The organism is Bifidobacterium psychraerophilum, assembly GCF_000741705.1.
Taxonomy (GTDB): domain Bacteria; phylum Actinomycetota; class Actinomycetes; order Actinomycetales; family Bifidobacteriaceae; genus Bombiscardovia; species Bombiscardovia psychraerophila.
In genome coordinates, this window is the sequence record NZ_JGZI01000009.1 from 518,933 (window position 1) to 534,246 (window position 15,314).

Sequence of the window (15,314 nt, forward strand, 5' to 3'; positions counted from 1 at the left end):
AACAAAGATAACTTGTTCCCGGGGAAAAGAAGTGTGGATCGGATAACCACACTAGAAGGGAATAGGAAAACTCTATGAACAGACGAAATAGGGGAAGGTGGAGCGCGCTTGTTGTAGCACTGGCGATGCTTCTGCCGACAGTGGGGACCGCAGTGGCCCATGCGGACACCCAGCAATCAGGGAAGGTGCAGGTCGCCTCCCAAATCACCAAAGGGTCGGGCACCATGCCGGTGTTCATCCAGACGACGAGCAAGAGCGCCTTGTCGGTGAGCGGCAGCAAAAGCCCATCGGCCTTCAAAGGCAAGAAGGCTCTGCAGGATACCGCGAAGGACACTGCCGAGAAGGCGGACGATACTTCACGGGACGTCCTTGGCGAGTTGCAAAAGCTCGATCCGAAGGTGAAGACCTTGTACACAACGGCCTATACCGTCCCCGGTATCGCCGTGTATGCGGATGCGGCAGCGCTGAGAAAGCTCGCCGAGCAATCCGATTCGGTGAGCAAGATCAACCCGATCAGTTTCAAGACGACCGCGGACAGCACAGAGAATACGGATGACACGACGGGCGCTACGGGCGAGAACTCCCCAACCTCCAGTAGCTCACCACGTAGCACCGACTCAAGCTCCGACGATTCCGCGTCCAAAGACGACACCCAGACAGACGGCTCGGATACGCAATCCTCCGACGCGAAGTCCTCCGAAGCGTCAAGCAGCGCATCGGATAAGGGCACTTCCACGAAGGAAGCGCAGTCCCAGGATGTCCAGACATCCGGCTCCTCCGGTCAGCATACGAGTGCCGACAACGCCGCAATAGCCAACGCTGAACCCAAGAATGCCAACAGCGATGCCCTGGTTCAGGCTCTGAAGACATGGACGCAAACCGGCAACACCGGCAAAAACACCAATATCGCCATCGTGGACACGGGTCTTGACTACACCCACGCCGATTTCGGCGGTGCCGGGACCACGGCTGCGTATGACACCGCTCTTGCTTCCAAGGGCGACCCGCTCACGGATTCGGCGCTTACAGGCCTGCTCGATACCAAGAAGTTCAAAGGCGGCTACGACTTCGCCGGAACGAATTACAATCCGGACAGCACTGACCCGGCCATCTACACCCCAAGCGCGGATGCCAACCCCATCGACGGCAAGGGAGGGCACCACGGTACACATGTGGCCGGAACGGCTCTTGGCTATGGCGTCAACGCGGATGGAACAACATACAGAGGTGACTACAGCAAGCTCTCGGAAACCGAGTTGCAGTCCATGGAAGTCGGACCGGGTTCGGCGCCCGAGGCGGGCGTCTATTCGCTGAAGGTCTTCGGAGACAACGGCGGAACCACGGGACTTGTCGGTGAAGCTCTCGACTGGGTGGGTGAGCAGATCGCCAACGGCACGTCGATCAACATCGTCTCCATGTCCGTCGGCGGGTCCTACGGTTCCGATGACGATCCGGATACCGCGAAGGTCGACGCACTGACCGAAAAGGGAGTGCTCTCGGTTATCGCGGCTGGTAACGAAGGCGATTTCACCGACGTCCTCGGTTCGCCCGGCAGCGCCAAAAGCGCACTCACCGTCGCCGCGAGCAGCTCCGGACGCACCCTGCAGGACGGCATCACCGCCACCGCGCCGAGCGATGTGGCAGGCACCAAGCTTGCCGGACAGTATTCGGCGAATTACGCGGACCTCAGCGACATCAACGTCGAAGGCACAGTAGTCAAACTTAAGGATGCCGGCAATCTTGCAGGCTGCAACACCTACTCCACGGAGGATGCCGCTGCGGTCAAAGGCAATATCGCCTGGGTCAACTGGGATGACAACAACCTGGTATGCGGCTCCAAGAAGCGCTTCGACAACGCCGAAGCCGCAGGGGCCAAGGCCATTCTCTTCCAATCCGATAAGGACATACCGGATGCGGGCATCGCGGGCAACGCCACCCTGCCTGGCTTCCAGGTCACACCTGCCGGTCTCGCCAAAGTGCAATCGGCTCTCGATGCCGGTACCTTGACGGTCAAACTCTCATCGGACCAGCGTCTGAGCACCAAGGTGGATTACTCCGCCAAATATGAGGACACCATGGCCTCCTTCACTTCACGAGGCATTCATGGTTCCGCCGACGGTACCGCCAAGCCCGATGTCTCGGCTCCCGGTGTCGGGATCATCTCCGCCTCCGCGGGGACCGGATCCAAGGCGGAGGTCATGAGCGGCACCTCAATGGCAACGCCTATGACCTCAGGTATCGCAGCGCTCACCTACGAGTCGCACCCCGGTTGGTCGGCGAAGGCCATCAAGGCCCAGCTGATGAATACGGCGGATCACGACGTCCTGAGTGAGGACCGCAGCACGAAGATGGGTCCGCTGCGCGTCGGAACCGGACGTGTGGATGCCTACGAAGCCGTGAATAATCAGGCGACCGTAGCAGCCACGGATGACCCCACCGCGGTGACCGGTGAATTCGGTATCGTGCAGGTTCCGAGGGCGGGTTACAGCAGGAGCAAATCCTTCACCGTCAGCAACAAGGCCGATAAGCCGGTGACCTATTCACTGTCCTATCAGGCAAGGGTGAGCACGCCCGGCGTTGACTACCAGTTGGATAAGAAGACGATCACCGTTCCTGCGAACGGCAGCGCCAACTTCACGGTCACGCTGAGCATTCCGGACCAGTCCCTGCTGCGTCACACCCGTGACACCACGCAGCCGGTGAAGAATCCCGCTTCATCCGATTACGACAGCAATTACGTCACCGATGCCAGCGGCATTGTGCGTCTGGTGCCCACCGATACCGCCGACGGTACTTTCTCCGCCTTGCGCGTCTCGATGGTCAGCGCACCCAAGCCGGTTTCCGAAACGAGCACGAGCCTTGAATTCTCGAAGGGCTCCGCAGACGGTCAAGTGGTCGTCAGCGGTAAGGGCTTCGCCAATGGGACAGGTGCGACGGGCTACACCTCGCAGCTGGCACCCATGCAGCTCGCCGTGGAAGACCCGGTGGACGGCTACACCTCGCAGGATTCGGCACGCAGCCTCGCCGCGGCGGATATCCGTGCAGTCGGTGTCTCGTCAACAGCGCCCCAGATCAACGACAAATCGCAGGGCTATCTCACGTTCGGCATCGAAACCGATAAGACCTGGTCGAGACTGGGTAACAGTTTCTTCCCTGAGATCGTGCTCGATAGCAATGGGGATGGCACGCCGGATGTCCTGATCGGTGTGAACACCGTGCAAAGCGGAGCGATGACCGATGCCGTTTGGGTTGAAACCGTGAGGCTGAGCGACCGAACGGTCATCGACAGGGAAGCGATTGTCGATTCGACGGTTGCCGATTCCAATGTGGTGCTGCTTCCGGTGAAACTCAGTGCCCTTGGCATCACCAAGGACTCGACCGCCGCTCCGATGCACTTCTACGCCCAGACCGAATCCCTCTTCGCACAGGATGCCGAGAACGCCTATCTTGCCGATACGACGGATGTGGCCTCCTTCGATCCGCTCAATCCTGACCTGTGGTTCGGCAAGAGTGGTCAAAACGGTTCAGGTTCGGCCGTTGAGAACGATAAGGCCGGGACGATCCAGGCGCATCTCAAAACCGCCGTGGACTCGTCGACAGCGGGGAAGACCCGTCTGTCGGCTAAGGAAGAGGCGACCGGGACAACGGCGCAGCCGCAAGCCCTGTTGCTGCATCTCAACGGCGCGGTTCCCGTTGCGAAGACGGCCAGCCCTGTGATCGATATCCAAAGCATCGCCGCCCGGGATACCAGCGAGTTGCAGAAACTCGTGGATACCGCGGATGCCCTGAAGGAGAGCACCTACACGCCCGAGTCCTGGAAGCAGTTGGCGCAGGCTCTTGCCAACGCCAAGGACGTGCTTGCTGATGCTGGTTCCACCAACCAGCAGATCAATGCCGCATACAATGCATTGAACACTGCGATCAACGGTTTGGTGAAGATGTCGGCAAAGGTCGATAAGTCGAAGTTGCAGGGCCTTCATCACGCCTTGGAATCCTTGCAGAGCAAGGACTACACCAAGGATTCGTGGGCTGCCTTCGAGGCCGCCATGAAGGCCGCGCAGCAGGTGCTCAATAATGCCAACGCCACCCAGGCCGAGGTCAACAGCGCCTACTCTGCTCTGCTCACAGCGCAGCGTTCGCTGGTGAGGTCTTCGACGAACCCAGCCTCCGATAATTCGGGCAGCCATTCCGGAGCCCCTGTGGCGACGGTGAAAGGTGGTTCCGCCAACGGCGGTCCGCTCTCGAAGACCGGAGCTGCCGTGACCGGCATCCTGGCACTGGCTGTGCTTGCAGTCGCAGGTGGCACGGGATTGGTGCTCACCCGCAAGCGGGCCAAGCAGCGGTGATGCAATAGCCATAGCCGCCGCCCGGATGGCCTGCCGGTGACCAACTGTGTGATTGCAGCAGTCATCACACAGTTGGTCACACGGATATGCACGGGCGGCTGATGGACAATTGGGACGAGCGCTCCAATAGGGCGGTAACCCGCGAAGTATGCGGTGGTTATCCGCCCTGTTGGAGCGCTGTTCCATGTGCAGGCCTCGACGGCGATCCGATTTCGCTGGGGAAGGCAGTCGACTCCTGGCGACAACACAGGTGCGGTAGCCTGAGGGTGCAACGGTAAGTGACCTTGGATTTGACTGGGGGTGCCATGGGATACAGCGCACAACTCGATGGGCATGGTGAATCCGTCCTGCAACATGAGGGCTATGAGGCGGTGGACGAGGAGCGTTGGGCGCCTGAACCACCGAAATCCAGTGTGCGCACAGCATTCGAACGTGATCGTGCCCGGCTCGTCCACTCCTCGGCCTTACGTCGTCTTGGAGCGAAAACCCAGATCCTGGTGGCAGGTACCGATGACTTCGCCCGCACCCGTCTGACCCACACCCTGGAGGTGGCGCAGATAGGCCGCCAGATCGCCTCGATGCTTGGTTGCGACCCTGATGTGGTCGATTGCGCCTGCCTCGCCCATGATCTGGGGCATCCCCCCTTCGGGCACAACGGGGAGCGCGCGCTGGCGCAGATCGCCGCCGGCATCGGTGGCTTCGAAGGCAACGCGCAGACGCTCAGGCTGCTGACGCGTCTGGAACCGAAGATATTCCATCCCGACGGACGTAGTGCCGGGGTGAATCTGACACGTGCCGCTTTGGATGCCACGGTGAAGTATCCGTGGACCCTGAACGAGGCGGCCCAACATCCCAAGGGGGAGCGCAGTGCGAAATTCTGCGTCTATCCCGACGATGTCGATGTGTTCCGGTGGCTGAAACAGGGTGAGCATGGCACGGAGCGTCCGATGGAATGCCAGGTCATGGATCTTTCCGATGACATCGCCTACAGCGTGCATGACGTGGAGGATGCCATCGTGGCGGGCTCCTTCAATCCCCTGACACTCGCCGACCATAAGGTCATCGACGCGATTGTGGAGGTGACACGCTCCTGGTACGGCGAACGCTGGGATGCCGATGAGCTGGTCGCCGCATTGCAGCGTCTGCGTTCCCTGCAACTCTTCCCTCAGCATTTCAACGGTTCGAGGAGCGCCCTGGCCCAGCTGAAGAACATCACCAGCGCGCTGATAGGCAGGTTCGCTGGATCGGTCGAGCAGGCCACGCGCGAACGGTACGGCAACGGCGCATTGGTGCGGTACACGGCTTCGATCGTGATTCCTGAGGAGACGGCGTACGAGATTGTTGCGCTGAAGGGCATCTCGGTGTTCTTCGTGATGGCTCCCAGAGAGCATGAACCTTTCCATGACCGTCAGCTTGAGATCGTGCGCGATCTGGTCGATGTGATGATGGAAAGCTCGCCCCGTCCGTCGGATGCCTTGGAGACGGTGTTCCTGGATGATTGGTACAACGCCGCGAATGAGGATGAACGTCTGCGTGTCGCCATCGACCAGGTCGCCAGCCTGACCGATGGCTCGGCCCTGGCGATGCATGCGATTCTCCGTTAGCCGACCTCATCCTAACTTGCAGGTAGTCTGGTTCGCATGGCAGGGATGATTGTTAAAGAGGATATCGAGAAGGTTCGCGCAGCGGCGGATTTGTATGACATCGTCTCGGCCGATGTGACGCTGAAGTCTTCCGGTTCCGGCACCTTCGTAGGCCTGTGCCCCTTCCATGACGAGAAGACCCCCAGTTTTTCGGTGCGTCCATCCCTCGGCGTCTGGCATTGCTTTGGTTGCGGCCTCGGTGGTGACGTCTTCGGCTACGTCGAACAGTCCGAGAATGTCGGATTCGGTGATGCCGTGGGCATTCTGGCCGACAAGTACCACATCGAGCTGCATTACGATTCGAACAGCCCGGTGCCGCAGCAGAACGGTTCCAAACGCTCCCGACTGCTTGAGGCCAATGAGGAGGCCCAGCGCTTCTTCGTGTCGCAGGTCATGAGCAAAGAGGCGCTTCCCGCGCGCAAACTGCTCGGCGGACGTAATTTCACGCAGGCGGACAGTGAACGTTTCGGATGCGGCTACGCCCCCCAGGGGTGGGACAATCTGGTGCGCCACCTCTCATCCAAGGGATTCACCCAGCAGGAGATGACGGACGCGGGTCTTGCCAGGCAGGGCCAGCGTGGGGTCTACGACTATTTCCGGGGCCGCGTGACCTGGCCGATCAGGGACTCGACCGGGCGCACCCTGGGTTTCGGCGCTCGCAAACTCTACGAGGACGACACGATCCAAGCGAAATACATCAATACCCCTGACACCCAGCTCTACCGGAAGAACCAGGTGCTGTACGGCATCGACCTCGCGAAATCACAGATCGTGAAAAAGCGCCAGGTGGTCATCGTCGAGGGCTACACCGACGTGATGGCATGCCACCTGGCGGGCGTCGACACCGCCGTGGCGACCTGCGGCACCGCCTTCGGTCTGGAACATGCGAAAATCGTGCGCCGTCTGATCTCCGATGATTCATTGGGGGCGGTGCAGCTGGTGGGACCGGTCAAAGGTTCGCGGGTGGTCTTCACCTTCGACGGCGATGCGGCCGGGCAGAAGGCGGCCCTGCACGCATTCGGCCTCGACGGCTCATTCCTCACCCAGACCTTCGTGGCCGTGGCATCGGACAATATGGACCCCTGCGATCTGAGGATCGAGCGTGGCGATGAGGCCGTGCGCAGTCTGGTGCAGCATGCGAAACCCCTGTATGACTTCGTCATCGATGCGGCGATCAACGCTTTCGACACCCAATTCACCACCGGTCAGATGGGCGCCGTGAAGGCCGTGGCACCCGTTATCGCGCAGATACGTGACCGTTCCCTGCTGGATCTGTACACCCGGAAGGCCGCCAGAAGGGTGGGGATCGAGCTTGAGGTGATGAACCGTGAGGTTGCCTCCGCCAGGCGTGGCCTTCACGTGCGTGATGAGGATGCCTACGCATCCAGGAACCGGCACCAGACCCTCAACCAGATGCATGAGCGCGGTGAGAATCCCTCGTCAAGCATGGTGGACAGGAAAAAACTGGAACACCAGGACGCGCAGATGCAGGGGTACTTCCGCATCGACGATGCGGTGTTCATCTGTGAGCAGCAGTTCATGGGCACCTTGGTCCAGATTCCACGGGCGGTCAACCGTGAGATGTTCGCGCAGCTTGATGAATCGAATTTCGTCACGCCGGTGTTCCGCTCGCTGTTCCAGGCCGTGGAGGCCGCCGGTGGCCTGCCCGCCGAGGATACGCCCCAGGGGCTGTGGATGCATAATGTCACCAAAGCCACGGGCACCTGGTTGCAGCAGGTGATCAACGAGCTGGCTGTTATGCCGCTGCCGCTTCCGCAGGAGGACAATGTGGTCGGCAGTCGTGAGAACACGCATCCCGAGAGCAATGCCGCGGCGGTCCAGCTGCGTCCCGCGACCGTCGCGGAGACACAGTATGCCTCCGAGCTGCTGGTCCGTCTGCTCGACATGGGATATATGAGACGTATCGCCACAGCGAAGCGCCGCATGAATCAGATGGCCGATGGCGCCGAGAAATTCTCCCTGCTGGGGGATATCACCAAACTCGAAGCGGCACGCAAGGATCTGCAGGCGCAGGTGTACGGGAACACCGTTTCCTGAGCGTCGGATGAGGGTTCCGGGATGCCGGATCCACCTGCCGGGACAGGGCGGTCGCATTCCTCGGAAAGCTTTACCCCTCGAACTCCGAGATTCGATGTGAACAACTCAAAACGTTGATATTCCAACGATTTTGGGGGTGGTAGGGTAGCAGGGTTTTGCTTTCCAACCTTGGGAGATACGCATTATGTCTGCTCAACATCACGTGAATCATCAGGGGATCATGTCCCGCCTCCTTGGCGGCCGTCTGCTGCTTCTGGTCACCGTGCTGATCGGCGTATGCGCCGGTGTGCTGTGGCGCATCAACGTCGGCGTCGCCTCCTGGCTGCTGATCCTGACGGCCGCAGCGAGCGTGCTGCATTCCCTGTGGGGCTTGATCAGCGATATCAGGAAAGGCCATGTCGGCGTTGACATCCTGGCGATTGTGGCCTTGATGTCCACGATCGCGGTCCATGAATACTGGGCGGGCTGGGTTGTGGTGCTGATGGTCTTCTCGGGTGAGGCGATCGAGGACTTCGCCGAGTCCAAGGCCCAGCGCAATCTCGAAACCCTGGTCCAGGCGGCACCCTCCGTGGCGCATGTGGGCGGACGGTCATCCGATGGGGAGACAAGCTGGAACACGGTTCCGGTGGATCAGGTCAACATCGGCGACACCCTTCTGGTCAAGCCGGGGGAGACGATACCCGTCAACGGTTTCCTGAAGAGCGAACAGGCGACCTTGGATCTTTCAATGATCAACGGTGAGCCCCTGCCTGTGGACATCTATTCGGGATCCAAACTGTCTTCGGGCGCGATCAACGGCGCATCCGCAATCACGATGACGGCCGCAGCGAAATCGGCGGATTCCCAGTATCAGAAGATCATCGAGCTGGTGAAATCCGCACAGGAGTCACGTTCTGCCTCGGTCAAGACGGCGGATCTGCTGGCCGTGCCCTTCACCGTCATATCGCTCGCCATAGCATTCATGGCATGGGGTATTTCACGGGATCCGATGCGCTTCGCGGAAGTGCTGGTAATCGCGACGCCCTGCCCCCTGCTGATCGCGGCACCCGCGGCCTTCATGGGTGGAACGGGACGGCTGGCGAAAGCCGGCATCGTGATCAAAGCCCAGGATATCCTCGAGCGTCTCGGGGGAGTGACGCATGTCTTCTTCGATAAGACGGGCACATTGACCCGCAAGAAGCCGCGCGTGGATCGTATCGAACTGAGTCAATGGTCCAGGGAACAAGGCATCGATGCCGATCGGCTTCTGGTCGATGCCGGTCTGCTCGAAGGCTACTCCTCGCATATCCTCGCCCGTGGCGTGGAGAACGCGGCGCTGTCCTTGATCCATGACAAAGCGCTGGATCGCCCGGCGGTCGCGGATGCCCGGGAAAGCACCGGGAACGGGGTCGAGGGAAGGGTATCAGGGCGTCTGGTGAAGGTGGGAAGACTGCACTATGTCGATCCGGGCATCACGGATGAACAGATAGCATCGCAGTATCCGGCTTTGGCATCGAATGAGATGGTCACCTACGTATCCAGCGACGGCCATATGGCCGGACGGATCATTCTCAAGGATTTCCCCAGGGAGAACGCCGCGGACACGATTCAATGGCTCAGGCGACTGGGCACCTCACATGTGACGATGCTGACCGGTGATAAGGCCGATTCCGCGGCGATCGTCTCCACGGCGGTCGGTATTGATGATGTCCGCTCGGAACTGCTGCCGGAGGAGAAGGTGTATGCCGTCGAGCAGGCGCGTGAGGAACACAGCTTTGAGCCCACGGCCTTCGGTCGCGTGATGCTGTGGATGAAGGGACTGATCGGCCTGGCTCCGACGCACGGCACCAGCATGATGGTCGGTGACGGCGTCAATGACGCCCCGGTGCTTGCGGCATCGGATATCGGGGTGGCGATGACGGACGGCTCGTCCACCGCGGCCTCGGAATCCGCACAGGTGGTGATCATGAATGATGACATCGCGATGGTGCCGACCAGTATCGTCATCTCACGCCAGACCAAGCGCATCATGCTGCAAGCCGTGTACGGAGGGTTGATCGCGGCGATCCTGTGCATGATCGTCGCGGCCTTCGGGTTGATTCCCGCGGTGGTCGGCGCCCTGATTCAGGAGATCATAGACGTGCTGTGCATCCTCTGGGCTCTGACCGCGATTATCGACCGGAAAATACGGCGATGAACGCGTGCACGGAGGCATGACGCTTCCGGGCAGGTCTAGTCTTTCCCGCTGCTCAGGAATTCCTTGCCCAAGGCGAGGAAGGAGGGCCTGTAGGGTTCAAGCAGGGCATCCGCATCAATGAGCTGGCCGCGTTCATCCGTGGCCTGCTCGCTGATGGTGATCTGCGGATTCGTCGCCAGCGGCCTCATATGCAATCCTCTGACAACCAGTCCCAAGGCAAGGGCGGCCTGGAATCCACCATGTCCGCCGTAGGTCACCATACTGACGGGTTTGCCCCTCCATTCCGCGTACAGGGTGTCGAGGGCGTTCTTCAGAACGGCCGGATACCCCCAGTTGTATTGGGGGGAAAGCAGCACGAATCCATCGAAGGCCGTGACGATGCCGCTCCACCGCTTCGTGCTCTCAGCCTCATACTGATGCAATGGGGGCCTCGGCATCGCCATGACGCCGAGGCCCCAAGAGTGACCCCGGACGGGCTCGAACCGTCGACCTTGAGATAGGGCAAAGCCAAAAACATACAAGTATGGAAGTCTCTACAGACGTTGGTATTTCAACGAATTTCGGCAGCTCGACAACGAGGTAGATTTGCCCAGAATTGCCCAGATATGACGCTAAGTGTGTACGCGATGTGTACGGTCATCGTGTCTGGATCGTGTGTGGAGGATGGAGAAGTGCCGTATCTAACTTTGTTTATGATCGGAATAGAAGAAGTCGGCGACATCTATTTTGAAGAGCTGTTCATAGCTGTTATCTTTGAAATCTTTGTAATGGATTTTTCCGCTAAGTGGCGGTGGTGGATTTCTTGCTTTGATATGTCGAAATGGTGGTGAAACGTCAAGCCATTCATACTTATATGTGTGACCTGTAGGCAATGCGCTTATGAATCGCCCCAGGTCTCGTTTTATCCATTCCTCTGTGATGTCGCTCGGATTCACATCCTGCGCTTCCAAAAAGCCACTTGATTGTGTTCCTTCCGGATAATCGATAGTAACGTCTAATGCCGTGGTTCTGCCAATATTTTTTATACAAATGTAAGCATCCCATTCATCCATTTCAATTGAGAAGTCGATATAGGGTCTATCTTGCTCGGCGCTGCCTTTTTTATGGAGCTGGTACTCGTTCCACCCAACAGCTGCGGCAACAAGAGCGATTAAGAAAGTGCAGAACGCCCACCATGCCTGCCAGTCAATCGGGTAGCGCCCATTGTTGATAAAAGCGTCCCAGATGCAGGGGCCGCCAATTGCAACGACCACGGCCGTCGTAGTTAATATGATGAACAGTCTTCTACCCCTAAGCATAGATCAGATAGTAGTCTCATAATTTTTCAACATGAATCTGAGCAGTGTCGGCATGTTCGGTTGTCGGTTGGCTTGTCCGTCGCGGATGGCCTTGGCGGGTTCTCAGGGCTGTTGCCTGGTGGTGTCTGGTGATGGTTGTGGCGGGTTGAGGGCGTTGTTCACTGTGCGGAGGGTGTCGGCCTGGGTGGTGAGTGTGTGGATGGCGCGTTGTATGTCGCTGCCGTTTGTCGCGCTGATGTTGCTCCTGTTCGCGGTGAGGCGATCGTCCTGGATCAGGCGCAGCAGAGTTGCGGCGTCCTTCTCCAGCAGGGCCGCGTGCCTATCCAGGGCGATGGTCTGGTGGGTGAATTGCTCGGGGAGGGGTTGGCGTCTGCGCTGGGCGGGCTGTCTGCGTTCGCGTAGCGCGGCGACGCGGCATCTCGGGGAACAGTATCGGGCGTCGGATCGTCTGGCGGTGAAGGTGGTGCCGCAATGGGCGCAAGATGTTACGAAGAGATCGGTCATGTAACGGATATTACCATATGCGTTACAAGTATCTTGTCTTGTAACGAATGAGGCTATCGGGTGGTGCCGCAATGGGCGGTTTTGGCCGGGGTTCGAAATCTTTTGATTATGCCGCGCCTTTTTTTGCTCTGTCCGGCGGTCTTTGATGTGTGCCTGTGACCCTCATCCCCTCTGGGGTGGGTTTGGGGTGTTGTGGTTGTTGGGTTTGTGGTGGTTTCGGGTTGCTGGTGTTGGTTGTGGTGTTGGTGTCGGTTGTGTGTGGTTGTTGGTTTTTCTGGTGTTCGTGGTGTGTGTTTTGGTGGTGTTTCGGGGTGTTTGTGGTGGTGTTTTGTGGTGTTTAGTGTGGTGAAGCCAGGCCTGTGGTGTGTTTGTCGGGCCTGGCTTCGTTGGTGTGCTGTTGGTGTTTGGGTTATGCGGTCTTGGTCAGGATGGCGTTGCGTTCGGGGTGTGGTGTGTTCCATCCGAGTCGCCAGGTGCAGCGCCATAGGACGCTGTCGGAGGTGAAGGCCGCTTGGTCGGAGAGTGTGAGTTTGAGTCCGCTTGTCGCGCCGATGATGGTGGTTTTGTCGATCACGGCGATTTTGTCGTCTGGTGCCTGGCTTGATGTCAGGACGGGCAGTCCCCAGAGTTGGCGGGTGACGGTGGTTCCGGGTTGGCCTAGCTGGTAGTTGCTGTTATTGTCCTTGAGGCTGGCGTAGTGGAGCCATGCGGTGGGGCTCATGATGATGTGGGTGGCCTGGCCGTTGTTGGCTTCGATCTGGCTGATGGCGGTGGCGATGGCGTCGAGGTCCTTGGTGGGGTCGTCGCCTCCCCATGCGGGTCCTTGGGTGGTGCCGGTGGTGTTGAGCAGTCCGGTGGGTTGCGAGGTGTTCTGTGCCGGGGTGTTCTGCAGGAACACGTGGTCGGCTTTCTGGGTGAGGGTGCGTGTCAGGCTGCTGGTGATGAGTTGGCCCGCGGTGGGGTAGGCGAGGGATTCGTTGGATTGGGAGACGAGGACCGCGAGTTTGGCGGTGGTGATGAGCACTTCGTCCAGTGTGGGGTCGTTCTCGTTGATCTCCGCGCCTTCGGCGACGAAGCCGACGGTGGGGTCCTGGGAGACGTAGGGTACGCGGACGGCGGGGCTGTCGCCCTGGATGTCGCCGGCGATGGTGGCGGCTTGGAGGAAGAGGGAGTCGGGCAGGTATTCCTGTACCTGGAATTCCTGGTCCTGGTATATGCCCTTGATCGGGCTGGTGGTCTGTCGTGCCATGGTGTGTGTCCGTTTCCGCGCCGGTCATGGCAAAGGCCCGTGCCGACGCTAAAGAAGAATGGTGGTTCTTGCTTTCAGCGACGGCTCCGGGCCATCTACTGTGTTCTGTTGTGCTGGTGCGTGACGGTCGGGCTCCAGGCCTGTACCGTATGCCTCATATTGGTCATTGTATCATGATTGCCTGTGGTTGAAGAAGGCGGCCATGGGGTTTTCGGGTGTCGGGTCGCGTTGCCTGACGCCGCTGGGCGGGGTGATTTCCACGCCCCGTTTGGGCGCGAGGTAGGGTTTGTCGTCCACCAGGTCCTGCAGGCGTCCGCGCAGCGCGGGCTCGTCCACGTCGAGGTCGTCGCCTATCTCGATGCTCTCCGGGTCGATGAACTTGTCGATGATGGCGGGGTCCTGCAGGTATTCGCCCGCGAGGCGTTGCAGGGTGCGTGCCCGGATGGTCTGCTGGCCTGCCGTGATCTGCGTGCTGAGGGTTTCGACCTGTGCCTGCAGGGCCTTGTTGGCGTCCTGCGCGTCCCTGAGCTGGGAGCGGTATCCCGCGGCCTCGTGGCGCAGTTTGCCGATGTAGGCGCTGCCCGCTGCCGGTTCCGGGGTTGTGTCCGTCTCCTGCGCCGCCGGGGTGTCCCGGGGTCCGGTGGTGTCGGGTTGTGGCGTGGTGTCACTCATGGTGGTTGCCTTTCGTGTCGGGGTGGTTGATGGAGTCGTATTCGAGGCCGAGGCGTCGGGCCGCGTCCACGGTGCCGAGTCCCACGAAGTCCTCGCGGGCGAGCAGTGGGGCGATGGCTTTGGTGATGGAGTCGAACGCCGCGGCCAGCATCGGTTTGGCGCTGTCGGGCACGTGCGAGGGCAGTTCGGTCACGGGGATGTCGTGGCCGGTCGTGATCGCGCGTTTGCAGTTCTCGGCGGCTATCAGGATCATGCCGTAGGCCACGACCTGCGCCGCGGTCTGGTCCAGTTCCCTGCCTGCCTGTTCATCGGCCGAGTTCATCGAGCGCTCCCCTCAGATCGACCGCACGAAGGATCGCGTCGGCGGCGGCCCGCTGGTCCCGTCTGGCGCGCTGTTCCATCCTGCGCGCGATCCTGCGGTAGGCCTCGGTCTTGCCCCTGGCCTGGGCGAGATCCGTCTCGAGACGCGTGCACCTCGCCTTCCAGTACGCCACGCTCCCGGCGTCCATACCCCCAGGGGTCACGGTCTTGTCTCTTGGCTCGTTCATCGCTTCCTCCTTGATTCTCGTGTTTCCCGTCTGCCTTCGATCCTGCCGACCATGAACCCGAACGAGGGTCCGCCGAACACCAGCAGGATCATCACCAGCGTGCCCAGTAGTTCACTCATGGCTGGTCTCGCTTTCGTCGTGCTGGCGGATCCATGCGGTCACGGTGGCGCAGTCGTCGAGCCATTGCTGCAGCCGTCCCGTGTGGTCGGAGAGGGTGAGCAGCTCCTCGGCGGTCTGCACGTCCCAGTCACACCAGGAGGGCAGGAGCCCCATCGATACGGGGCCGGGGGTGTCCTCCATCACGTCGAAGTCCAGGCCGAACTCATCGTTGTGGCTGCGGAAGATGAAATGCGAGACGTTTAGGGGGTCGCCGGCGTCCTGGTCGCACCATCCCGGCGTGTGCTCCAATGCCAGGTCGGGGCGCGCTATCCCGTCGAACCGGCTGCGCCAGTCGGCCGGCGCATGCCGTGAACTCTCCGTCTCGCGTGCGGCGCGTTGCCGGTCGGCGCGTTCCAGGGAATCATGCATGGCGGCGTCCGACGCCTCGGCCAGGTTGACGACCGTGTGCACAGCGATGAGCACGGTGTCCAGGCGGCCCCGGGCGATGTCCTTGTCGAAGGTCAAGTCGCCCTGGCCGTCGGCGGCGACGACGCCCAGGGAGAACACGTCGCCGTCCGAGACGCTGGGGCTGAGCTGGTAGCCGTCCGGAAGACCGAGCCGGTGGGATGCGTCGCGCAGTTGGCCGCCGTATTCGCGGGCCAGCGCGTGCAGGCCGGGGTTGCTATCATGGATGGTGGATTGGTTCTTCATTATTGATCCT

The 15,314-nt window shown here is 60.4% G+C and carries 13 protein-coding genes; 4 read left to right on the forward strand and 9 right to left on the reverse strand.

Features of this window, described 5'->3' with window-relative positions; all coding sequences use genetic code 11:
- Positions 1-74: 74 nt before the first annotated feature.
- From BPSY_RS06140 to BPSY_RS06155, 4 genes are all read left to right on the forward strand, one after another.
- Positions 75-4,346 (forward strand): S8 family serine peptidase, encoded by a 4,272-nt coding sequence (locus tag BPSY_RS06140; RefSeq protein WP_081884287.1) that lies wholly within the window; start codon positions 75-77, stop codon positions 4,344-4,346.
- 305 nt (positions 4,347-4,651) lie between these two features.
- The gene (locus tag BPSY_RS06145) at positions 4,652-5,950 is read left to right on the forward strand and encodes a deoxyguanosinetriphosphate triphosphohydrolase (RefSeq protein ID WP_033498282.1); all 1,299 of its coding nucleotides are present in this window, start codon (positions 4,652-4,654) and stop codon (positions 5,948-5,950) included.
- Between the two features lie 36 nt (positions 5,951-5,986).
- Positions 5,987-8,047 (forward strand): DNA primase, encoded by a 2,061-nt coding sequence (gene dnaG / locus BPSY_RS06150; protein ID WP_033498281.1) that lies wholly within the window; start codon positions 5,987-5,989, stop codon positions 8,045-8,047.
- Between the two features lie 184 nt (positions 8,048-8,231).
- Positions 8,232-10,223, forward strand: coding sequence for a heavy metal translocating P-type ATPase (locus BPSY_RS06155; protein WP_238556816.1), 1,992 nt, complete (start codon positions 8,232-8,234; stop codon positions 10,221-10,223).
- Between the two features lie 35 nt (positions 10,224-10,258).
- Here BPSY_RS06155 and BPSY_RS06160 read toward each other — a convergent pair whose 3' ends face one another.
- The 9 genes from BPSY_RS06160 to BPSY_RS06195 all read right to left on the reverse strand — a co-directional run bounded on the left by BPSY_RS06160 (position 10,259) and on the right by BPSY_RS06195 (position 15,304).
- Positions 10,259-10,645 (reverse strand): NADPH-dependent FMN reductase, encoded by a 387-nt coding sequence (locus BPSY_RS06160; RefSeq protein WP_202961780.1) that lies wholly within the window; start codon positions 10,643-10,645, stop codon positions 10,259-10,261.
- 258 nt (positions 10,646-10,903) lie between these two features.
- Positions 10,904-11,476, reverse strand: coding sequence for a hypothetical protein (locus tag BPSY_RS06165; protein WP_152596842.1), 573 nt, complete (start codon positions 11,474-11,476; stop codon positions 10,904-10,906).
- Between the two features lie 147 nt (positions 11,477-11,623).
- Positions 11,624-12,025 carry a DUF2256 domain-containing protein gene (locus tag BPSY_RS06170; protein ID WP_033498402.1) on the reverse strand — a complete coding sequence of 134 codons (402 nt, stop codon included), beginning with the start codon at positions 12,023-12,025 and terminating at the stop codon, positions 11,624-11,626.
- A gap of 409 nt (positions 12,026-12,434) precedes the next feature.
- Complete coding sequence (locus BPSY_RS11040; protein ID WP_051921760.1) at positions 12,435-13,274, reverse strand: phage major capsid protein; 840 nt, start codon at positions 13,272-13,274, stop codon at positions 12,435-12,437.
- A gap of 171 nt (positions 13,275-13,445) precedes the next feature.
- Positions 13,446-13,946, reverse strand: a complete 501-nt coding sequence (locus BPSY_RS11045; protein WP_033498401.1) for a hypothetical protein — start codon at positions 13,944-13,946, stop codon at positions 13,446-13,448.
- Positions 13,939-14,268 (reverse strand): hypothetical protein, encoded by a 330-nt coding sequence (locus BPSY_RS06185; protein ID WP_033498399.1) that lies wholly within the window; start codon positions 14,266-14,268, stop codon positions 13,939-13,941. Before BPSY_RS06185 ends, BPSY_RS11045 begins: the two co-directional genes overlap by 8 nt.
- Complete coding sequence (locus BPSY_RS06190; RefSeq protein WP_033498397.1) at positions 14,252-14,494, reverse strand: hypothetical protein; 243 nt, start codon at positions 14,492-14,494, stop codon at positions 14,252-14,254. The genes BPSY_RS06185 and BPSY_RS06190 overlap by 17 nt, the downstream gene beginning before the upstream one ends.
- Positions 14,491-14,613, reverse strand: coding sequence for a hypothetical protein (locus BPSY_RS12015; RefSeq protein WP_274518463.1), 123 nt, complete (start codon positions 14,611-14,613; stop codon positions 14,491-14,493). The genes BPSY_RS06190 and BPSY_RS12015 overlap by 4 nt, the downstream gene beginning before the upstream one ends.
- On the reverse strand, positions 14,606-15,304 hold the full coding sequence (locus BPSY_RS06195) for a hypothetical protein (protein ID WP_033498395.1): 699 nt from the start codon (positions 15,302-15,304) through the stop codon (positions 14,606-14,608). Before BPSY_RS06195 ends, BPSY_RS12015 begins: the two co-directional genes overlap by 8 nt.
- Positions 15,305-15,314: the final 10 nt, after the last annotated feature.